The 19,986-nt window shown below is 76.2% G+C and carries 18 protein-coding genes and 1 pseudogene; 12 read left to right on the top strand and 7 right to left on the bottom strand.

The genetic code is table 11. The annotated features are described in order from the left end of the window. Positions 1-6: 6 nt before the first annotated feature. The 5 genes from CAE01nite_RS08840 to CAE01nite_RS08820 all read left to right on the top strand — a co-directional run bounded on the left by CAE01nite_RS08840 (position 7) and on the right by CAE01nite_RS08820 (position 5,881). On the top strand, positions 7-2,016 hold the full coding sequence (locus CAE01nite_RS08840; protein WP_146902962.1) for a P-loop NTPase family protein: 2,010 nt from the start codon (positions 7-9) through the stop codon (positions 2,014-2,016). After that, on the top strand, positions 2,013-3,683 hold the full coding sequence (locus CAE01nite_RS08835) for a dynamin family protein (RefSeq protein WP_146902959.1): 1,671 nt from the start codon (positions 2,013-2,015) through the stop codon (positions 3,681-3,683). The genes CAE01nite_RS08840 and CAE01nite_RS08835 overlap by 4 nt, the downstream gene beginning before the upstream one ends. A 112-nt stretch (positions 3,684-3,795) precedes the next feature. Further along, positions 3,796-4,287, top strand: a complete 492-nt coding sequence (locus CAE01nite_RS08830; protein ID WP_146902956.1) for an acyl-CoA thioesterase — start codon at positions 3,796-3,798, stop codon at positions 4,285-4,287. Continuing rightward, positions 4,284-5,099 (top strand): glycosyltransferase family A protein, encoded by an 816-nt coding sequence (locus CAE01nite_RS08825; protein ID WP_186816482.1) that lies wholly within the window; start codon positions 4,284-4,286, stop codon positions 5,097-5,099. The genes CAE01nite_RS08830 and CAE01nite_RS08825 overlap by 4 nt, the downstream gene beginning before the upstream one ends. A gap of 260 nt (positions 5,100-5,359) precedes the next feature. Then, complete coding sequence (locus tag CAE01nite_RS08820; RefSeq protein WP_146902950.1) at positions 5,360-5,881, top strand: superoxide dismutase family protein; 522 nt, start codon at positions 5,360-5,362, stop codon at positions 5,879-5,881. Between the two features lie 73 nt (positions 5,882-5,954). On the opposite strand, the gene CAE01nite_RS08815 is transcribed toward CAE01nite_RS08820, so the two are convergent. The 4 genes from CAE01nite_RS08815 to CAE01nite_RS08800 form a co-directional block, all read right to left on the bottom strand. Then, positions 5,955-7,592, bottom strand: coding sequence for an SDR family oxidoreductase (locus tag CAE01nite_RS08815; protein WP_146902947.1), 1,638 nt, complete (start codon positions 7,590-7,592; stop codon positions 5,955-5,957). Beyond that, positions 7,589-8,566 (bottom strand): DNA topoisomerase IB, encoded by a 978-nt coding sequence (locus CAE01nite_RS08810; RefSeq protein ID WP_146902945.1) that lies wholly within the window; start codon positions 8,564-8,566, stop codon positions 7,589-7,591. Before CAE01nite_RS08810 ends, CAE01nite_RS08815 begins: the two co-directional genes overlap by 4 nt. 43 nt (positions 8,567-8,609) lie before the next feature. After that, the gene (locus CAE01nite_RS08805) at positions 8,610-9,587 is read right to left on the bottom strand and encodes an acyl-CoA thioesterase (RefSeq protein WP_146902943.1); all 978 of its coding nucleotides are present in this window, start codon (positions 9,585-9,587) and stop codon (positions 8,610-8,612) included. Between the two features lie 70 nt (positions 9,588-9,657). Further along, positions 9,658-10,062: a globin gene (locus CAE01nite_RS08800; protein ID WP_146902941.1), complete on the bottom strand. Its 405-nt coding sequence runs from the start codon at positions 10,060-10,062 to the stop codon at positions 9,658-9,660. A gap of 104 nt (positions 10,063-10,166) precedes the next feature. Here CAE01nite_RS08800 and CAE01nite_RS08795 point away from each other — a divergent pair, with 104 nt between their 5' ends. Beyond that, positions 10,167-10,433: an HPr family phosphocarrier protein gene (locus CAE01nite_RS08795; RefSeq protein WP_146902939.1), complete on the top strand. Its 267-nt coding sequence runs from the start codon at positions 10,167-10,169 to the stop codon at positions 10,431-10,433. A gap of 139 nt (positions 10,434-10,572) precedes the next feature. Here CAE01nite_RS08795 and ptsP read toward each other — a convergent pair whose 3' ends face one another. Both ptsP and CAE01nite_RS08785 read right to left on the bottom strand, forming a co-directional pair. Further along, on the bottom strand, positions 10,573-12,264 hold the full coding sequence (gene ptsP / locus CAE01nite_RS08790) for a phosphoenolpyruvate--protein phosphotransferase (protein WP_146902937.1): 1,692 nt from the start codon (positions 12,262-12,264) through the stop codon (positions 10,573-10,575). A 146-nt stretch (positions 12,265-12,410) separates the two neighbouring features. Beyond that, the gene (locus CAE01nite_RS08785) at positions 12,411-13,745 is read right to left on the bottom strand and encodes a PTS transporter subunit EIIC (RefSeq protein WP_146902935.1); all 1,335 of its coding nucleotides are present in this window, start codon (positions 13,743-13,745) and stop codon (positions 12,411-12,413) included. Positions 13,746-14,062: 317 nt separating this feature from the next. Here CAE01nite_RS08785 and CAE01nite_RS08780 point away from each other — a divergent pair, with 317 nt between their 5' ends. From CAE01nite_RS08780 to CAE01nite_RS08760, 5 genes and pseudogenes are all read left to right on the top strand, one after another. Then, positions 14,063-14,851, top strand: coding sequence for a GntR family transcriptional regulator (locus CAE01nite_RS08780; protein ID WP_222595864.1), 789 nt, complete (start codon positions 14,063-14,065; stop codon positions 14,849-14,851). Further along, positions 14,848-15,105, top strand: coding sequence for a PTS sugar transporter subunit IIB (locus CAE01nite_RS08775; protein ID WP_246131098.1), 258 nt, complete (start codon positions 14,848-14,850; stop codon positions 15,103-15,105). Before CAE01nite_RS08780 ends, CAE01nite_RS08775 begins: the two co-directional genes overlap by 4 nt. A gap of 36 nt (positions 15,106-15,141) precedes the next feature. Then, positions 15,142-15,387: pseudogene (locus tag CAE01nite_RS08770) on the top strand (PTS sugar transporter subunit IIB); the annotation flags it as partial. Then, positions 15,387-15,851, top strand: a complete 465-nt coding sequence (locus tag CAE01nite_RS08765; RefSeq protein WP_146902932.1) for a PTS sugar transporter subunit IIA — start codon at positions 15,387-15,389, stop codon at positions 15,849-15,851. The pseudogene CAE01nite_RS08770 and the gene CAE01nite_RS08765, both read left to right, overlap by 1 nt. Further along, positions 15,842-16,531: an HAD family hydrolase gene (locus CAE01nite_RS08760; RefSeq protein WP_186816481.1), complete on the top strand. Its 690-nt coding sequence runs from the start codon at positions 15,842-15,844 to the stop codon at positions 16,529-16,531. Before CAE01nite_RS08765 ends, CAE01nite_RS08760 begins: the two co-directional genes overlap by 10 nt. A 70-nt stretch (positions 16,532-16,601) precedes the next feature. Here the strand turns inward: CAE01nite_RS08760 and CAE01nite_RS08755 are convergent, their stop codons facing one another. After that, the gene (locus tag CAE01nite_RS08755) at positions 16,602-17,654 is read right to left on the bottom strand and encodes a mechanosensitive ion channel family protein (RefSeq protein ID WP_246131097.1); all 1,053 of its coding nucleotides are present in this window, start codon (positions 17,652-17,654) and stop codon (positions 16,602-16,604) included. Positions 17,655-17,839: 185 nt separating this feature from the next. Between CAE01nite_RS08755 and malQ the strand changes: the two genes are divergently transcribed. Then, on the top strand, positions 17,840-19,972 hold the full coding sequence (malQ, locus tag CAE01nite_RS08750; protein ID WP_146902928.1) for a 4-alpha-glucanotransferase: 2,133 nt from the start codon (positions 17,840-17,842) through the stop codon (positions 19,970-19,972). Positions 19,973-19,986: the final 14 nt, after the last annotated feature.

The raw sequence follows: 19,986 nt of genomic DNA, 5'->3' as shown, positions 1-19,986 counted from the left end.
CCGGCGGTGACCACCCCCGACCACGACGCGTCCGAGCGCGCCTCGGCTGACCTGCTCGCGGCGCTCGTCGGGCTGCGGGGGGCGGTCGCGGAGGTGCGGCTGCCGCTCGACGTGCCCGGCGCCGACGTGCAGCGTGACGCCCGCACGCAGGTGCTCGACCAGCTCGACGACTACCTGCTGCCGCGCATGCGAGCGGCGGCCGCCCCGCTGCTGGTCGTCGTCGGCGGGTCGACCGGGGCGGGCAAGTCCACGCTGGTCAACTCGCTGCTCGGGACGCCGGTCACCCGCAGCGGCGTGCTGCGTCCCACGACGCGCTCGCCCGTCCTGGTCCACCACCCGCTGGACGCGCAGTGGTTCCGCGGCGACCGGATCCTGCCCGGCATGGCGCGCCTCACCGGCGAGTCCGACGGCGGGTCGGCGCGCGCGCTGCGCCTGGCGGAGGCCGACGCCCTGCCGCCGGGTCTGGCGCTGCTGGACGCCCCGGACATCGACTCGGTCGTCGCCGAGAACCGGCGGATCGCCGCCCAGCTGCTCGGCGCCGCCGACGTCTGGCTGTTCGTCACCACCGCGGCCCGCTACGCCGACGCCGTCCCGTGGGACCTGCTGGAGGACGCCGCCCGCCGGCACGCCCAGGTCGCGCTGGTGCTGGACCGGGTGGACCCCGGCGCGCGGCAGGCGGTGACCGCGCACCTGGAGAACATGCTGGAGGAGCACGGGCTCGGCGACTCCCCGGTCCTGGTGGTGCCGGAGTCCCCGCTCGAGGACGGGATGCTCCCCGCGCACGCCGTCACGCCGGTGGCCGACTGGCTGACCGCGCTGGGCGGTGACGACGAGGCCCGGCAGGCGGCGATCGCCCGGACCCGCGACGGCGCCACCACCGACCTCGTCGACCGCGCCGGTGCCCTGGCCTCGGCCGCGGACGAGCAGCGGACCGCCGACCTGCACCTGCGCGGCGTCGTCCGCTCGGCGCACGAGGGCGCCGCCGCCGCCGTGCGGCAGGCGACGTCCGACGGCACGATGCTGCGCGGCGAGGTGCTGGCGCGCTGGCAGGACGTCGTCGGGACCGGCGAGTTCCTGCGGACCGTCGAGCAGCGGGTCGGCTGGCTGCGCGACAAGGCGTCGGCGTTCGTGCGCGGACGCACGGCCGCCGAGCCGGAGCTCGCGCACGCCATCGGGCACGGCCTCGAGGCCGTCATCCAGGACGCCGCCGAGGACGCGGCCGAGCGGTCGTACACCGCCTGGCGCGCCGACCCCGCCGGGGCGGCGCTGCTCGACGGGCTGCAGCTGTCCCGGGGCGGCAGCGACCTGCGCGCGCGCATCGCCGAGCAGATCCGCGGGTGGCAGTCCGACGTGCTCGCGCTGGTCACCGAGGAGGGCGCGAGCAAGCGGTCGACCGCCCGGGCGCTGTCCTTCGGCGTCAACGGGCTCGGCGCCGCGCTGATGATCGTCGTGTTCGCCTCCACCGGCGGGCTGACCGGCCTGGAGGTCGGGATCGCCGGTGGGTCGGCCGTGCTGGCCCAGCGGCTGCTCGAGGCGGTCTTCGGCGACGACGCCGTCCGCGAGCTCACCCGGATCGCGCACGAGCGGCTGGACCAGCGGGTGCGCGGCATCCTCGCCGCGCAGGAGCTGCGGTTCACCGTCCAGCTCGACGCCCTCGGTGCCGGGCAGCAGACCGGTGACCCGCTGCGCGAGTCCGTCGCCCGCGTCCGCGCCGCCGCGGCTGCGGCGCAGCGGGTGGCGGGCGGGTCGTCGTCCGGTGACCCCGAGGCCGACGGCACGCTCGGCGGGACGTCCGTGCTGGACGACGCCGCCGTGCACCGCGCCCCGGTGCGTTCCGCCGGGCGGCTGCGCGGCGCCGGGCTGACCGCACCTGCCGCGTGGCCCGGCACGGACGCCGACCGGGCCGGTGCGACCGCTGCCGACCGCGGCGACCGGGAGCGCGAGGCCGGGACCGAGGGGTCGACGAGCGGCCTGCGCGGCTGGTGGCAGCGACTGACCGGGGGCCCCGGCGCATGAGCCGACGAGGTCCGGACCTCCCGACGCGGGTCACCGCGCTCGCCGAGGTCACGCAGGTGGGCGCGGGTCGGCTGCCGCCGGCCGCCGTCGAGCACGCCGAGGCGGTCGTCGCCCGCGCGCGCGAGCGCTCGGCGCTGTCCCCCGAGCACACGGTCGTCGCGCTGGCCGGGTCCACCGGGTCCGGCAAGTCGTCGCTGCTCAACGCGCTGGCGGGGGAGCAGATCGCGACGGCCGGCGTGACCCGGCCGACGACGGGCTTCGCGTCCGCCGCGGTCTGGGGTCCCCGTGACGACCCCGCCGAGCCGGGTGCCGTGCGAGGCGCCGACCGGGCCGGCGACCAGGGCGGCACGGACGAGGTCGGCGAGCTGCTCGACTGGCTCGAGGTCGCGTCGCGCCGGTACCTGGGCAGCGCGGTGAGCACCGGCGCGGGCGCCACCGTCCCGACCGGGCTCGTCCTGCTCGACCTGCCCGACCACGACTCCGTCGTCGTGGAGCACCGGGTGCGGGCCGAGCGCCTCGTGGAGCGCGTCGACCTGCTCGTGTGGGTCATGGACCCGCAGAAGTACGCCGACGCCGCGCTGCACGACCGGTACCTGCGGCCGCTCGCCGGGCACGGCGACGTCGTCGTCCTGGTGCTCAACCAGGTCGACCGGCTGACCGACAGCGAGCGGGAGGCGTGCCTGGCGGACCTGCGGCGCCTGGCCGCCGAGGACGGGCTGCCCGGTGTCCGGGTGCTCGGGGTGTCGGCCGCGACCGGGTACGGGCTCGACGGCTTGCGCGAGCTGCTCGCCGACGCCGCCCGGCGCCGGGTCGCGGCCACCGCGCGCCTGACGGCCGACGTGCGCGACGCCGCCGCGCGCCTCGCCGACGCCTGCGGGGAGCCCGTGCCCGCGCGCGTGCGCGGCGCGGCCCGCGAGGACCTGGTCACCGCCCTGGAGGAGGCGGCCGAGGTCCGGACGGTCGTGGCCGCCGTCCGGTCCGCCGCGGTGCGCCGCTCGCGGGCCGAGACGGGCTGGCCGCCGACCCGGTGGCTGGGACGGTTCCGTCCGGACCCGCTCAAGCGCCTGCACCTGGACCGCGGCACCGATCGACCGGACCTCGCGCGCACGTCCCTGCCCGGGGCGGGTGCGGCCGCCCGGGCGCGGGCCGCCAGCGCCGTGCGGGCGTACACCGACACCGCCACGACCGGCGCGCCGGACAGCTGGGAGCTGGCCGCCCGGGAGGCCGCCGCGGAGCCCGGGCTGCCGGACGCGCTCGACCAGGCGGTCGCCGGGACGCGGCTGGACGCCGACCGCCGGCCGGTGTGGTGGCGCCTCGTCGGGGTGCTGCAGTGGCTGCTGGTCGCGGCGCTGGTCGGCGGTCTGGTGTGGCTCGCCGTGCTCGCCGGCTTCACCTACCTGCGGCTGCCCGAGCCGCCCACCCCCGTCTGGTGGGAGCTGCCGGCGCCGACCGTCCTGGTCGCCGGGGGAGCGCTGCTCGGCATCCTGGTCGCGCTGCTGTCCCGGCTGGCCGGGTCCGTCGGCGCCACCCGCCGCGCCGCCCGGGCCCGCACGCGCCTGCGGGCCGCCGTCGGGAGGGTGGCCGACTCCCGCGTCGTCGAGCCGGTCGCGGCCGAGCTCGGGGCGCTGGAGCGGTGCCGGACCGCGGCGCGCCTGGCCGCGCAGTGAACGCCGGACCTGGCCGGCCGACGGGCCACCGACCCGCCCGGCCGGCCCGCGACGGACCCACCCGGCCGGCCACCCACGAACCCACCCACCCCTGCCCCGGAGGAGCGAGCCGATGACCCGGATCGACGTCCCGGTCCAGCTGCGCTGGGCCGACCTCGACGCCTACGGGCACGTCAACAACGCCCAGATGCTGCAGCTCCTGGAGGAGGCGCGGATCGAGGCGTTCTGGTCCCACCCCGGGGCGGGTGACGCGACCGGGCGCCCGTCGGCGGTGATCGACGCGGGCCTCGGCGCGCAGACCACCACCCTGGTCGCGCGGCAGGAGATCGAGTACCTGCGCCCGCTGGACTACCGCCGCGCGCCCGTCGTGGTGCAGCTGTGGATCGGGCACCTGGGCGGGGCGAGCATCGACGTCTGCTACGTGGTGCACGACGGCGTGCCGGACGCCGAGTCCGAGCCCTACGCGCGTGCCACCACGACGCTGGTCCTGGTCGACACGGCGACCGGTCGCCCCCGGCGGATCACCGACACGGAGCGGGCGGCCTGGTCGCCCTTCCTCGGCGAGCCGGTCGCGATGCGCCGCCGGCGCGCCGCCGAGGCGTGAGCGTCCCGGCCGGCGCGGGCGGCGGGGCGCTGCGGACCACGGTCGTCGTCCCGGCCTACGACGAGGAGCGGCTGCTCGGCGCCTGCCTGCGGTCGCTCGCCCGGCAGACCCGACCGCCGCACGAGGTCGTCGTCGTCGACAACAACTCCCGCGACCGGACCGCGGCGCTCGCCCGTGCGTACGGCGCCCGGGTGGTGACGGAGGCGGTCCAGGGCATCTGGCCGGCCGCGGCGACCGGGTACGACGCCGCGACCGGGGACCTCATCGCCCGCTGCGACGCGGACTGCGAGCTCCCGCCCGACTGGGTCGAGCGGATCGAGCGGGCCTTCGCCGCCGACCCCGGGCTGCGCGCGCTGACCGGACCCGGGGTGTTCGCCGAGCTGCCCCGCGTGCGCCGCGCCCTCGCGGACCTGCTGTACATGCGCCCGTACTTCGTCCTGGTCGGTCTGGCGCTGGGGCACCCGCCGCTGTTCGGGTCGAACCTCGCGATGCGCGCGTCGGCGTGGGCGGACGTGCGCGACCAGGTGCACGCCGGGTCCGACGCGGTGCACGACGACATCGACCTGAGCTTCCACATCGGGCGCGGGCGCCAGGTGCGGCTGGACCGGTCGCTGCGGGTCGCGATCTCGGCCCGCCCGTTCCGTGACGCCCGGGGGATGGTGCAGCGGGTGGTGAAGGGCGTGCGGTCCGTGCGGATCCACACGCCAGGCGACGGGCCGTGGGCCCGGTACGGCGAGAAGCTGCTCGCCCGCACGCGACGCCACCGCGCCACCCACGGGACGGCACCCACGGGACGGCCCCCGACCACCTGACCGCCCCCCGACGGCGAGGGACGACGGCACCCCCTTGCCGCCGGACGGCGGTCGGGAGTAGACCGGGCGGGCGAGCCAAGTCGGCCGCAGGGGGCGTGGGCGTGCTGCGACGGTGCAGCCGCGCGGGCCGGCGGTCGTCGTCGTGGCGGCCGGCGCGGGACCGCGCCGGCCGTCGCCCACCGCCGCGGCGCCGGCCCGTCCGGCAGCTGCGGACGCCCACGGCGGTCCCGGCCGCCGGCCGACACCTGGAGGGGAACACCATGCACGTCCGTCGTCCGCTGCGCGCGCTCGCTGCCCTGGCGCTAGCCGCCCCCACCCTCGCCCTCACCGCACCCGCGGTGGCGGACCCGCTCGTGCACCACCACGGGCCGCTCACCGACCTGCAACCCGCCGCCTCGGTCACCGACGGCGCCCGCGGCTCGGTGTCCGCCTGGGAGACGTCCGACGGGACGACCGTGGTCCTGCGGCTGCGCGGCCTGCCACGGTCCGCCGCCGGTCAGGAGTACGGCGCACACGTCCACGTCGGTCACTGCGTCCCGGGCAACGGCGCCCTGGCCGGACCGCACTACAACAGCACCGGGCAGCCGCCGACGGCGGTGTCGGACCAGACCGAGGTCTGGCTCGACTTCACGGTGGGTCGCGGGGGGACGGCGTACGCGCGCGCCGACGTGCCGTTCACGATCCCGTCCGGTGGGGCGCACTCCGTGGTCGTGCACGCCCTGCCGACGAGCCCGGACGGCAGCGCCGGCGGCCGCATCGCCTGCCTGCCCGTCCACTTCTGACGCGTCCGGGCCCGGTCCCGGGCGCCCGCCGGACGGCGGCGCCCGGGACTCCGGTGGCGACCGGCGGTGGTGCTCAGTCGGCCGGCCCGCCGGGCCGGCCGGCCTCCGGCACGCCGCCGAGCCGGCCCGCCTCGGGCTCGCCGCCGGGCCGGACCACCTCCGGCACGCCGCGCCGCCGCGCGGCCCGGCGTTCGGCCTCCCGCGCGATCCCGCGCTGCATCCCGCCGAAGACCACCCCGTGGAACGGCGTGACCGACCACCAGTACAGCTGCCCGGCGAGCCCGTGCGGGTGGAAGATCGCGCGCTGGGAGAAGACGGTCCGCCCGTCCGGCTGCTCCACCCGCAGCTCGAGCCAGGCCAGCCCCGGCAGCCGCATCTCGGCGCGCAGGCGCAGCAGCCGGCCGGGCTCGACCTCCTCCACCCGCCAGAAGTCCACGGCGTCGTCCACCGCGAGCCGCAGCGGGTCGCGCCGCCCGCGCCGCAGCCCGGGCCCGCCCGAGAGCCGGTCCAGCAGCCCGCGGACCTGCCACGCCAGCGCCCAGGAGTACCAGCCACGCTCCCCGCCGACGCTCTCCAGCACCGCCCACAGGTCCTCGGGATCGGCGCGGACAGCCGTGGTGCGCTCGTCGACGTACAGCGAGCCGCCCGCCCAGTCCGGGTCGGTGGGCAGCGGGTCGCTCGGCGCCCCCGCCACCGACGCCGACGACCACCGCGTGACGACGTCGGCCTGCTGGATGCGGGCGAGGGCCAGGCCGACCGCCCGGTCGAACGACAGCAGCCCGTCCGGCGGGTCCGGGACGTACCGGGCGATGTCGTGCTCCTTGCACACCACCTCGTGCACGAGCGACTCCACCAGCGGCCGGGCCAGCCCCGACGGCACCGGCGTCACCAGGCCCACCCACAGGCTGGACAGCCGCGGGGACAGCACCGGCACGGCGACGATCAGGCGCGGCGGCAGCCCGGCGGCCCGGGCGTACCGCTGCATCATCTGGCGGTAGGTGAGGATCTCCGGGCCGCCGATGTCGAACGCCCGGCTGACGTCCGCCGGCATCCGCGCCGAGCCGACGAGGTAGCGCAGCACGTCGCGGATGGCGATGGGCTGGATCCGGTTCTCGACCCACCGCGGCGTCGTCATCGCCGGCAGGCGCTCGGTGAGGTAGCGCATCATCTCGAACGACGCCGAGCCGGACCCGAGGATCACCGCCGCGCGCAGCACCGTCGTCGGGACGCCGGACGCCAGCAGGATCTCGCCGACCTCCTTGCGGGACTCCAGGTGCGGGGACAGCGCGTCGGTGTCCGGGTGGAGCCCGCCGAGGTAGACGATCCGCCCGACGCCGGCCTCCCGCGCCGCCTGCGCGAACGTCAGCGCGGTGCGCCGGTCGCGTGCCTCGAACCGCCGCCCCGAGCCGAGGGAGTGGATGAGGTAGTACGCGACGTCGACGCCCTCCAGCGCGCCGCGGATCGCGGCCGGGTCGGCGGCGTCGGCCTGCACGACGTCGACGTCGTCGTACCAGTCCCGCCCGCGCAGCCGCGCGGGGTTGCGGGCGATCGCGCGGACCCGGTGCCCGGCGGCGAGCAGCTCGGGGACCAGCCGCCCACCGACGTAGCCGGTCACGCCGGTGACCGCGACCGTCAGCGGCGGACCCGGCCGGAGCGTCCCGGCGTCGACGGTGGCGTGCTGGGTGCGGGCGGCGCCGTCGTCGGCGCTCATCCGAGCAGCTCCAGGACGGCGCGCTCGGCCTCGTCGCGGGACCGGGTGGGGCCGATCGTCTCCCCGCGCTCCCACAGGTCCACCAGCCGGGCGTCGATGTAGGACGCGCGGCACACCGCGGGGGTGTTGCCCAGCGCGTCCGCGACCCCGCGCACGACCTCGGTGACCACCGTGCGCCGCGCGCGGTCGGACCTCGGCGGTGCACCGGCCTCGGCCAGCCCGCGGGCCGCCAGCACCGTCGCGTGCCAGGTCCTGAAGTCCTTGGGCGACGCGTCGTCGCCGAGCACCGACTTGACGTACGTCGTCACGTCCGCGCTGGTGATGTCGTACCAGGTGCGCCCGTCGCGCCACGCGAGCAGCTCCTGGCCGCCGCCGGTGCGTCGCCGCAGGGACGTCACCAGCCGCGCGACCTCCTCGTCCTCGACGACGACGTCCCGGACCTGGCCGGACTTGGCCGGGTACAGGAACCGCACCGTCCGGTCGGAGCGGATCTGCACGTGCTCGCGCCGCAGGGTCGCCAGGCCGTAGGACCCGTTGGTGCGCGCGTAGGTCTCGTTGCCGGCCCGGAAGTACGCCAGGTCCAGCAGCCGGAACGCGAGCGCGAGGGCACGGCTACGCGGCCACCCCTTCTGGTCGAGGTCCACCTCGACCTGCTTGCGGGCGTCGGGCAGCCGGCGCGCCACGTCGAGCACGTGGTCGTGCTTGGCGCGGTCGCGCCGCAGCCGCCACTGGGAGTGGTACAGGTACTGGCGGCGGCCGGCGGCGTCCACGCCGGCGGCCTGGATGTGGCCCGAGGCGTACGGGCAGATCCACACGTCCTGCCAGGCCGGCGGGATGGCCAGCGAGCTGATCCGGTCGAGCTCGTCCGGGTCGTCGACCGGGCTGCCGTCGCGGGCCAGGTACACGAAGCCGTCCCCGGCGGGGGTCCGGGTCCACCCCGGGGTGCTGATGTGGACCCGGCGCAGGCGTGGCATCACGTGAGTCTCGCGCGTGCGCGGTCGTCGCGCGCGCCGAGGGTCAGTCCGGCAGCCGGACCATCCCCTCCTGGGCGATGCTCGCCACCAGGGTGCCGTCCTGGGCGTACACCTTCGCGGCGGTCAGGCCGCGCCCGCCCTGGCTGCTCGGGGACGACTGCACGTAGAGCAGCCACTCGTCGACCCGTGCCGGTCGGTGCCACCACATCGCGTGGTCCAGGCTCGCCATCGACAGCCCGGGGGACACCCAGCTGTGCCCGTGCCGGCGCAGCACGGGCTCGAGCATGATCTGGTCGCAGGCGAACGCCATGAGCGCCCGGTGCAGGACCTGGTCCGACGGGCCGCCGGACGGGTCGCCGGAGGCGCGTACCGAGGGCACCTGGCCGTGCGCGCGGACCCACACCATCTGGCGGTCGGTCCGCTCGCGGCCCGGGCCGATGAAGATCGACCGCTCCACGTGCCGCAGGTCGAACGCGGCCGACTGCGTCCAGAACGTCGCCATCGGGTGGTCGATCGGCCCCAGCACGTCCAGGGCGCTGACGACGTCGTCCGGCGGCGGGGCGTCGGGCATCGGGTCGGCGTGGTCCAGGCCCTGCTGCTCCTCCTGGAACGAGGTGATCATCGACAGGATCGGCGCGCCGTCCTGCAGCGCGTGGGTGCGCCGGGCGCTGAAGGACCGGCCGTCGCGCATCCGCTCCACGGCGAACTCGATGGGCTTGCGCACGTCGCCGGGCCGCAGGAAGTAGCCGTGCAGCGAGTGCGGCAGCCGCCCGTCCGGCACGGTGCGCCCGGCGGCGACCAGGGCCTGGGCCAGCACCTGGCCGCCGAAGACCCGTCCCCGGGGGCGGTGCAGGCTCGGCCCGACGAAGTGGTCCGCGTCGACCTGGTCGAGCCGCAGCGCCTCCAGGACGCGGGCCAGCGGGTCGGGCGCGTCCTCGGCCGGCGCGTCTGCGGGGACGTCCGCAGGGACGTCGGCGGACGGCGTGGGCTCGCCGGCGGGCAGGGGAGTCGGTGCGGTCATGGGGCACAGCGTCGGGGCTCAGGGCGCCCCGCGCCACCTCGCGCGGTCGTCGGGCGCGCGGTCGCGCCGCTCAGTCGTCGAAGGTGTTCAGCAGGGAGTGCGCGGCCCGCTCCAGGTAGTCCCACAGCTGCGCCTGGTGCAGCGGCGCCAGCCCGAGGGAGTCGACGGCGACCCGCATGTGCGCCAGCCACCGGTCGCGCGCGTCCGGGTTGACCTTGTACGGCGCGTGCCGCATCCGCAGCCGGGGGTGCCCGCGCTGCTCGGAGTACGTCGTCGGGCCGCCCCAGTACTGCTCGAGGAAGAGGGTCAGCCGCTCGCGCGCCCCGGCGTGGTCCGCCTCCGGGTACATGGCGGACAGGACGGGGTCGCCCGCGACGCCCTCGTAGAAGCGGTCGACGAGCCGGACGAACGTCTCGTGCCCGCCGATGGCGGCGTGGAAGGAGGCGGCGCGGGCCTCGGGGCCGGGTGAAGTCACGGCCCCATTCTCCCACCGGCGCGGCGGGCGCCCGGGCTATGGTGGGTGGTCCAGACCAGCGAGGCCCGGACGATCACCCCGGGTCCGGAACACCGGAGGTAGCTGTGCCCGAACGTCGAGTGACCGTCGCGATCGCCGAGGGGCTGCACGCGCGCCCCGCCGCCCTCTTCGTGAAGCTGGCGGGTGAGCAGCCGGTGGCCGTCACGGTCCGCAAGGACGGCGGGGACCCGGTCGCCGCGAACAGCATCCTCGGCGTCATGACGCTCGGCGCCGCCGCGGGCGACGAGGTCGTGCTGTCGGCGGACGGTGACGGCGCGGAGGTCGCGCTGGACGCGCTCGAGAAGTACCTGCAGACGCCCGAGGAGCACTAGCCCGTCCCACCGGCCTGCTCCACCGGCCTGCTCCACAGGCCTGCTCCGCCGGCAGGAACCTGCCGGAACCGGCCGGCACCCGCCGGTACGACGACGCCCGGGCCCCCGCGAGGGACGCGGGCGTCGTCGCGTGCCGGGGCTACAGCCCGAGCTCCTCCAGGACCGGCAGCTCGGCCCGGACTGCCGCGCGCGCGCCGTCGGCCGTCTCGGCGGCCAGCGCGACCCCCGCCAGCCGCGTGCACTCCTCGCGCGTGACCGTCTGGAGCACGGCCGCGACGTCGGCCAGCGCCCGCGGGCTCATGGACAGCGTCGCCACGCCGAGGCCGACCAGCACCACGGCGAGCGCCGGGTCCGCCGCGGCCTCCCCGCACACGCCGACCGGCTTGCCGTTCTGCTCCCCGCCGCGGCAGGTGGCCGCGACGAGGTGCAGCACGGCCGGCTGCCACGACGTCGACAGCGCGGCGAGGTCGCCGAGCATCCGGTCGGACGCCATCGCGTACTGGGTGAGGTCGTTCGTGCCGATGCTCGCGAACGCCGCCCGCGCCAGGATCGGGCCCGAGACGAGCGCGGCGCTGGGGACCTCGACCATGACGCCGGCCGTGCGCAGCCCGTGCGCGGTGCAGCGGTCGACGAAGTCCGCGGTCTCCTCCACGGTCGCGACCATCGGCGCCATGACCCACGTGTCGGCGCTCTCCGCCGCGGCGGCCTGCGCGATGGCGTCGAGCTGGTCCTCGAGCACCTGCGGGTTGCGCCACGACGTCCGCAGCCCCCGCACCCCCAGCGCCGGGTTCGGCTCCTCGGTGTTCGTCAGGAACGGCAGCGGCTTGTCGGCACCCGCGTCCAGGGTCCGGACGACGACCTTCTTGCCGGGGAACGCGGCGAGCACCTGGCGGTACTGGCTCACCTGCTCCTCGATGGACGGCGCCTGGGTGCGGTCCAGGAAGCAGAACTCCGTGCGGAACAGGCCGACCCCCTCCGCGCCGGCGTCGGCGGCGGCCTGCGCGCCGTCCGGCTTGCCGATGTTGGCCAGCAGCGGGACGGCGTGGCCGTCGCTGGTGCGGCCGTGGCCGTCGAAGGTCCGGACCTGCGCCGCGAGCGCCTGCGCGCGGGCGACCTCGTCGTCGCTCGGGTCGACGGTCACCTCGCCCTTGGCACCGTCCACCAGCACCCGGGCGTCGGCGGCGAGGTCGACGGCGGAGGCGGCGCCGACCACGGCCGGGATGCCGAGCGCGCGGGCGAGGATCGCGGTGTGCGACGTGGGTCCGCCCTCGCTGGTGACGATGGCGACGACCTGGTCGGGGTCCAGGGTCGCGGTGTCCGCCGGCGCCAGGTCGCGCGCGACCAGCACGAACGGGTGACCGGGGTCCGGGACGCCGGGCGCGGGCCGGCCGGTGAGGTCGGCGACCACGCGGTCCCGGACGTCCGCGACGTCGCGGGTCCGCTCGGCCATGTACCCGCCGATGGAGGCGAGCTGGTCGATCACCTGGCCGGCCGCCTGCCACACGGCTCGGGCGGGGGACAACCCGCCCGAGCGGACGAGCCCCTGCGCCGTGGACACCAGGCTGGGGTCGGCCGCCATCATCGCGGTGGTCTCGAGCACCTCCTTGCTCGTCCCGGTGGCGCCCGCGGCGGCCTGCTCGAGCCGGCCCCGGACGGCCTCGGACGCGGCGGCGATGCGGGCCACGGCGTCGTCGGCGGACTCGTCCCCCAGCCGGGAGTCGGCGGCCGGTTCCGGGACCGGGTCGGGCATGCGCAGGACGGGGCCGACCGCCCGCCCCGGGCTGACGCCGATCCCCTGGATGACCTGGCGGGAGGTGTCCATCGTGCTCATGTCTGCGTCCTCGGTCGTCGTCGTCCGGGCTCCGCCGCTGCCTGGCAGGCGTGCGGCGCTGCGCCCCGTGGGTCCGATGCTGCCACTCATGCACGACGCCCCGGCCCGATCGCGTGACGGGATCGGGACGGGGCGTCGGTCGGGCGTCAGCCGCTGGTCCTGCCGCCGGCCGGGGCCGGGCCGCCGGTGGTGACGGCGGGCTCGTCCACCGGCTGGTCGACGAGCACGTTGTTGTCGGAGACCGCGTCGTCGTCCTCGCGTCCGGGCGTGCGCAGGTTCCACCGCGTGATGACGAACCGGAACAGGACGTAGTAGATGACCGCGTAGACCAGCCCGACGACGATCAGCAGCAGCGGGTTCTGCGCGATCCGGAAGTTCAGCAGGTAGTCGATCGCGCCGGCGGAGAAGCTGAAGCCGGAGTGGATGTCCAGCGCGTTCACCACCGCCATGGACGTGCCGGTGAGCACGGCGTGGATCACGTACAGCGGGTAGGCGACGTACACGAACGCGAACTCCAGCGGCTCGGTGACCCCGGTGATGAAGGAGACCAGCGCGGCCGAGCCCATGATGCCCGCGACGACCTTGCGCTTCTCCGGCCTGGCGGTGTGCACGAACGCGAGGGCGGCGGCCGGGAGCGCGAACATCATGATCGGGAAGAAGCCGGTCATGAAGGTGCCCGCGGTGGGGTCCTCGTGCAGGAAGCGCGCGATGTCACCCCGCCACACCTCACCGTCCGCCTCGAACTCGCCGAACTGGAACCACGGCAGCGAGTTGAGCAGGTGGTGCAGCCCGATCGGGACCAGGAGGCGGTTGGCCGTCCCGTAGACGAACGCGCCGACGATGGTCGAGCCGGTGACCCACTCGCCGACGGCGGTCAGCCCGGCGTCGAAGGCGGGGTAGATCAGCGCGCCGATGACCGCCACGACGATGGCCATGCCGGCGGTGACGATCGGCACGAACCGCCGCCCGCCGAAGAACGCCAGGTACGCCGGAAGCTTGATTCGGTAGTACTTCTGGAACAGCAGGGCGGCGATGAGGCCGATGACGATGCCGCCCAGCACGCCGTAGTTGATCAGCTCCTGGTTGCCGTCGCGGTCCAGCTGGTCGCGCAGGACGTAGGGCGACAGCGCGTCCGTGACGCCCTTGAAGACGAGGTACCCGATGAGGGCGGCCAGGCCGGTGGACCCGTCGGACTTGCGCGCGTACCCGATGGCCACGCCCAGGGCGAAGATGATCGGCAGGTTGGCGAACAGCGCGTTGCCGGCGGCCTCCAGCACGTCGGCGACCGGGAGCAGCCAGCTGCCCCAGGCTCCGGCGAGGCCGTCCGCGCCCAGCATGTCGTCCTGCCCGAGGCGCAGCAGCAGGCCGGCGGCGGGCAGGGAGGCGATGGGCAGCATCAGCGAGCGGCCGATGCGCTGCAGCTGGGCGAACCCAGGGATGCCCTTCTTCTCGCGTTCTACGGACGCGGTTGCAGCGGTCATGGTCGGGGCGCTCCTCGTCGTCTCACGGGCCGTCACCGGGTGGTGCGCCGGTGGTGGTGGTCCAGCCCGAGTGGCACCCGGCTCGATCGGGTAAGCGACGGGTACGGGCACGCCTAGATGTCTGGACCAGCCGACGCTCACCATGGTGGAATGGCGCCGCCGGTGTCAAGGATCGCGGGTGCGCACCGGACGGGCACCGGGCGCGCGCAGCGCGGGGCCGGCGGGCGTCGGGTCGGCGGGTCCCGGCGGGCACGACGCCGGACCGCTCGGGCTGCCGACGACTCCAGCCCGACGACCTCAGTCAGGGGGTGGCGACGATGCGACCGTCCGTCCTGAAGTACGTCCGGGTGCGCGACTACCTGCGGTCGCTGGTCACGCACGAGCTGGACGTCGGCGACGCGATCCCGTCCGAGCGGCTGCTCTGCGAGCGGTTCGGGGTGTCCCGGATGACCGTCCGGCAGGCGGTCGACGCGCTCGTGGTCGAGGGGCTGCTGGAGCGCGAGCAGGGCCGTGGCACGTTCGTGGCCCCGGCGAAGCTGGACCTGGAGGTGCGGCTGTCCTCCTTCGGGGAGGAGATGGCCCGCCGGGGCATGGTCGCGTCGTCCCGCGTCATCGCGGCCGAGGTGGTCCCCGCGACCCCCGACGTCGCCGACGCGCTGGACCTGCTGCCCGGTGAGTCGGTGCACCACCTCCACCGGGTGCGGTACGCCGACGGGGAGCCCATGGCGATCGAGCAGTCGTGGGTGCCCCAGCTGCTCGTGCCCGGGCTGTTCGACGACGGGCCGCCGGCGAGCATCTACGGCGAGCTGCGCGCCGTCGGGCTCGAGCCGGACTGGGGCGAGGACACGGTCGCGGCCTCCGAGGTCGACGCCCAGGGCGCTGCCATGCTGGGGCTGCGTGCCGGTGCGGCCGTCCTGCGGCTCGCGCGTCGCACGTTCGCGGGGCAGACCGCGTGCGTGTACTCGCGGTCCAGCTACCGTGCGGACCGGTACGTGCTGTGGGTCCCGCTGCGCGCGCCCCGCCGGCCGCTCACGCCGCGCAGGTCCGCCGGCGACGGCGCCGTGCCGGACGGACCGGTGGAGCGCGGCGTCGACGTGACGACATGACGGCGAGGGGTCGGGTGGCGATGAACGAGCAGGCGCGCAGCATCCTCGCGGGGCTCGGCGGGGTGGCGAACATCGTCGACATCGAGCCGTGCACCACCCGCCTGCGCTCGGAGGTCCGGGACGCGCGGCTGGTCGACGTGGCCGCGCTGCGTGCGGCGGGCGGCCACGGGGTGATGATCTCCGGGCGTGTCGTGCAGGTCGTCGTGGGGCCCGGCGTGGACACCCTGGCGACCGATCTGGAAGACCTGATGTGACTAGTCTGGGCGAGCGGCACACCCGTCGTCGCCGGTGATGGAGGAGAATCGATGAGCAAGGCAGAGCAGATCCTGGCGGCACTCGGTGGCGACGCGAACGTCCTCGACCTGGAGCCGTGCATCACCCGCCTGCGGGTCGAGGTGGAGAACCCGGACCTCGTCGACGAGGCAGGCCTGAAGGCCACCGGCGCGTTCGGGATCGTCCGCTCCGGCAAGGTCGTCCAGGTCGTCGTGGGACCCGAGGCCGACACCCTCGCGTCGGACATCGAGGACCTGCGCTGATGTCGACGTCGCTCACCGTGCTGGCGCCCGTCGCCGGCACGGTGATCGCGATGTCCGACGTCCCGGACCCCGTGTTCGCCGGCGAGATCGTCGGCCCGGGTCTGGCGATCGACCCGGTGCGCGAGAGCTCGGTGACCGCCATCGCCCCGGTCGCCGGCACGGTGCTGAAGCTGCACGCCCACGCGTTCGTGGTGCAGGCGGACGGCGGCCGCGCGGCCCTGGTGCACCTGGGCCTGGACACCGTCCAGCTGGGCGGCGCGGGGTTCACGCTGCACGTCGCCGAGGGCGACGTGGTCCGGGCCGGTGACGCCGTCGTCAGCTGGGACCCGGTGACCGTCGAGGCCGGCGGTCGCTCGCCGGTGTGCCCCGTCGTCGCGCTGCAGGGGGAGGCGTCCGCCGTCACGCCGCTCGCCACCGTCGGGTCCGTCATCAGCGCGGGCGACCCGCTGCTCGCGTGGTCCTGACGCCCGACGACGCCGTCGCGCGGCTCGCCCGTCCGGGCGCCGGACTGCTGCTGGACCTGGACGGCACGCTGGTCGACAGCGAGCCGGTGCACCGGGAGGCCTTCCGCCTCGCCTTCGCCGACCGCGGGTGGGACGTGCCGGACGACGTCGTCCGGCAGTTCGCCGGTCGTCGCGCGGTCGAGGTCTTCCCCGTGCTGGACGGTCCCTGGTGCGGGGAGGACCCGCGCACGCTCACCGCGGCGGTGATCGCGGCGACGCACCGCACGACCGCCCGGCCGGTGCCCGTACCGGGGGCGGCCGAGCTGCTGGGGGCGTGCCGGTCGGTCGGGCTGCCGGTCGCCGTGGTCACGTCCGCGAGCCGGGCCTGGGTCGGCGAGGTCGCGGGGATGCTCGGCGTGGACCCGGACGGCCTCGCGATGGTCACCGCCGAGCAGTGCGAGCGCGGCAAGCCCGACCCCGAGCCGTACCGGCGCGGCGGCGAGCTGCTGGGGCTGCGGCCGGCGGACCTCGTCGCGGTCGAGGACACCCCGGCGGGCCTCACCGCGGCGCTGCGTGCCGGGGTGGGCCGGGTGGTCGGCGTGACGACGTCCCAGCCGCCCGACGCGCTCCGCGCGGCCGGCGCGCACGAGACGGCGGCGGACCTGCTCGCCCTCGCCGCGGCGGTCGCCGCCCGTCGCTAGCGCGGCGGTCGCCTGGTCCGGCGCCCGCCGCCCGCCGCCCGCCGGCCGCCCAGGGACGGGGGGAGGGAGGTCAGGCGAGCTGGTCCGGACGGCCGGGCGCCGGCGCGACGGCGGGCCGCTCGACGACCACCTCCCGGCGCGGCAGCGCCAGCTCGATCCCCTGCGCGCGCATGCTGTCGCGGATCTTCGCCCGCAGCTCGCGCGCGACGTCCCACTGCTTCGACGGGGCCGTCTTCACCAGCAGGCGCAGCATCACGCCCTCGGCGGTGAGGTCCTCGATGCCGGCGACCTCGGGGTCCTCGAGCACGGTGTGGCCCAGCTCGGGGTCGGCCGCGACCTCCGCCGCCGCCGCGAGCAGCAGGTCCCGCACGCGTGGGACGTCGTCGTCGGCCAGGACCCGTACCTCCACCACGGCGCGCGACCAGCCCTGGGTCATGTTGCCCACACGCAGGATCTCGCCGTTGCGGACGTACCACAGCGTGCCGTCCAGGGACCGGACCTGGGTGACCCGCAGGCCGACCTGCTCCACGACGCCGGTCGCCTCGCCGAGGTCCACGACGTCGCCCACGCCGTACTGGTCCTCGACCAGCATCGAGACGCCGGCGAGGAAGTCCTTGACGAGCGTCTGGGCGCCGAAGCCGAGGGCGACGCCGACGACGCCCGCCGAGGCCAGCAGCGGGCCGACGTCGACGTGCAGGATGCCCAGGACGATCACGATGACCAGCGCGCCGATCACGAAGCCGCTGATCGAGCGCAGCACCGACCCCATCGTCTCCGCGCGCTGCACCCGCCGGGCGGCCCCCAGCGGGCTGGGGTCCACGTCCGGGCGGTCCTGGCGCAGGCCACGCGCCAGGAGGGCGCTGGCGTGCCGGTGCACCGCGGGGGTCCCGTCGACGATGCGCTGCACGGTGTGCGCGATCGACGTCCTCACCAGCGCGAGCACGAGCGCCCCGAGCACGAGGGTCAGCGCGATCTGCCAGGCCGGCGTGACGAAGGCGTCGAACCACCGGGCGCTGCGGTCGATCGTCGCGGCGATCTCGCCGGGCACGCTCGGGCCCGGGGTCGGCACGGGCGCCGCGGCGGTCAGGGAGCGGGACGCGACGAGGTCGAGGAGGGCGGACACGGCGGTCCACGCTAGCCCGGTCACCGGGCCCGCGACGACGCCGACCGGCTGCCGGACGCGCCCCGCCGGCGCACCCGGGCCGCAGCGGGGGACGAGCGCCGGTGGCGGCCGGCGGAGCGCCGGGGGACGGCCGCGGGACGGCGCCCCGCCGCGCCGGGGGTGGAGCGCTCTGGCAGGATTCGTTCGTGCCCGAACCGACACCCCCCGTCCCTGACGCCCTCGTCCAGCTCGCCACGACCTACGGCATCACGACGGAGTACGAGAGCTTCTTCGGGAACCAGGAGACCGTGTCCGCGACGACGCTGGTCGCGCTCCTCGAGGCGATGGGCGTCGACGCGTCGTCCCCCGAGCGGATCGACGTGTCCCTCGCGCACGCCAAGGACGAGCCGTGGCGTCGTGTGCTGCCACCGGTGGTCGTGGTGCGCGAGCGCCAGACCCCGCGCGTCCCCGTCCACGTCACGCACGGCGACCCGGTCGACGTCTGGCTCGAGCTGGACCCGGAGGCCGGCGGCGGCCGTCGCCGGATGACCCAGCTCGACGAGTACACCGAGCCGCGGACGGTCGACGGCCGCCTCGTCGGGCGGGCGACGTTCCAGCTGCCAGGCGACCTGCCGCTCGGCTGGCACACGCTGCACGCGACCGGCCCCAGCGGCGACGCCCGGTGCGTCGTGGTGGTGACCCCGGAGCGCCTCGAGCTGCCCCCCCACCTGGAGGCCGAGCGGGCGTGGGGCTTCATGGCGCAGCTGTACTCGGTGCGCTCGGCGGCGTCGTGGGGCGTGGGGGACCTGGCCGACCTCGCCGAGATCATGCGGCTGGCGGGCAACCGGTGCGGCGCGGACTTCGTGCTGATCAACCCGCTGCACGCGGGCGAGGTCATCGCGCCGATGAGCCCGTCGCCCTACCTGCCGACCACGCGCCGGTTCGTCAACCCGCTCTACATCCGGCCCGAGGACATCCGCGAGACGGCGTACCTCTCCGCCGCCGACCGCTCGCTGGTGGAGTGGGCCGGCGAGCCGGTCCGCACCGGCGGCACGGACACCGGGCCGATCGACCGGGACGCCGCCTGGACGGCGAAGAAGTCCGCGTTGGAGGTGGTCTTCGCCGCGCCGCGGTCGGCCGCCCGGCAGGACGCCTTCGACCGGTTCCGCGCCGACCAGGGCGAGGGCCTGGAGAGCTTCGCGCTCTGGGCCGCCCTGTGCGAGGAGCACGGGCAGCCGGGGGAGTGGCCGCAGGGGGCGCACGACCTGTCGTCGCCGTTCATCGCCCGGGCGCGCACCGAGCTGGCCGAGCGGGTCTCGTTCCACTGCTGGCTGCAGTGGGTCGCGGACGAGCAGCTCGCCGCCGCGCAGCGCGCCGCGCGCGAGGGCGGCATGCGGATCGGCGTCATGCACGACCTCGCGGTCGGCGTGCACCCCGAGGGCGCCGACTCGTGGGCGCTGCGGGACGTTCTCGCCCGCCACGTCGGCGTTGGCGCCCCGCCGGACATGTACAACCAGCAGGGGCAGAACTGGTCGCAGCCGCCGTGGCGGCCGGACGCCCTGGCCCGTGCGGGGTACCTGCCGTACCGGGACATGCTCCGCACGGTGCTGCGGCACGCGGGTGCGATCCGGATCGACCACATCCTCGGGCTCTTCCGGCTGTGGTGGATCCCGGACGGCTCCAGCCCCGACCAGGGCGCCTACGTGAAGTACGACCACGACGCGCTCGTCGGCATCCTGTGCCTCGAGGCCGCGCGGGCCGGGGCGGTCGTCATCGGCGAGGACCTCGGCCTCGTGGAGCCGTGGGTGCGCGGGTACCTGGCCGAGCGGGGGGTGCTGGGCACGTCCGTGCTGTGGTTCGAGCAGGACGCCGGCAAGCCGCTGCCCCCCGAGAAGTACCGCAGGCTGGCGCTGGCCACCGTCACGACCCACGACCTGCCGCCCACGGCGGGGTACCTGGCGGACGAGCACGTGGCCATCCGGGAGCGGCTGGGCCTGCTGACCGAGCCCGCCGCGGTCGTGCGCCGTCAGGCGCAGGACGAGCGGGACTCGTTCATCGACCTGCTCGACGACCGGGGGCTGCTCAGCGACGACCCGTCGGAGCGCGAGATCGTCGAGGCGCTGCACCGGCTGATCCTGCGGACCCCGTCGGTGCTCGTCGGCGTCGCCCTGGTGGACGCCGTCGGGGAGCGGCGCGCGCAGAACGTGCCGGGGACCAGCGACGAGTACCCGAACTGGCGCGTCCCGCTCGCCGACGGCGTCGGGAACCTCGTCACGGTCGACGAGCTGTTCGACAACCCGCGGCTGCGGTCGCTGGTCGCGGCGCTGCAGAAGGGCTGACGTCCGACGCCGCC

The sequence above is a fragment of the Cellulomonas aerilata genome (assembly GCF_007991755.1).
GTDB lineage: Bacteria > Actinomycetota > Actinomycetes > Actinomycetales > Cellulomonadaceae > Pengzhenrongella > Pengzhenrongella aerilata.
This window is presented reverse-complemented; position numbering and strand designations above follow the sequence as displayed.

Coding starts and splice junctions, on each gene's coding strand:
- CAE01nite_RS08835 (WP_146902959.1), top strand. CDS start 2,013: ATGAGCCGACGAGGTCCGGACCTCCCGACGCGGGTCACCGCGCTCGCC.
- CAE01nite_RS08830 (WP_146902956.1), top strand. CDS start 3,796: ATGACCCGGATCGACGTCCCGGTCCAGCTGCGCTGGGCCGACCTCGAC.
- CAE01nite_RS08820 (WP_146902950.1), top strand. CDS start 5,360: ATGCACGTCCGTCGTCCGCTGCGCGCGCTCGCTGCCCTGGCGCTAGCC.
- CAE01nite_RS08815 (WP_146902947.1), bottom strand. CDS start 7,592: ATGAGCGCCGACGACGGCGCCGCCCGCACCCAGCACGCCACCGTCGAC.
- CAE01nite_RS08810 (WP_146902945.1), bottom strand. CDS start 8,566: ATGCCACGCCTGCGCCGGGTCCACATCAGCACCCCGGGGTGGACCCGG.
- CAE01nite_RS08805 (WP_146902943.1), bottom strand. CDS start 9,587: ATGACCGCACCGACTCCCCTGCCCGCCGGCGAGCCCACGCCGTCCGCC.
- ptsP (WP_146902937.1), bottom strand. CDS start 12,264: ATGAGCACGATGGACACCTCCCGCCAGGTCATCCAGGGGATCGGCGTC.
- CAE01nite_RS08785 (WP_146902935.1), bottom strand. CDS start 13,745: ATGACCGCTGCAACCGCGTCCGTAGAACGCGAGAAGAAGGGCATCCCT.
- CAE01nite_RS08780 (WP_222595864.1), top strand. CDS start 14,063: ATGCGACCGTCCGTCCTGAAGTACGTCCGGGTGCGCGACTACCTGCGG.
- CAE01nite_RS08775 (WP_246131098.1), top strand. CDS start 14,848: ATGACGGCGAGGGGTCGGGTGGCGATGAACGAGCAGGCGCGCAGCATC.
- CAE01nite_RS08765 (WP_146902932.1), top strand. CDS start 15,387: ATGTCGACGTCGCTCACCGTGCTGGCGCCCGTCGCCGGCACGGTGATC.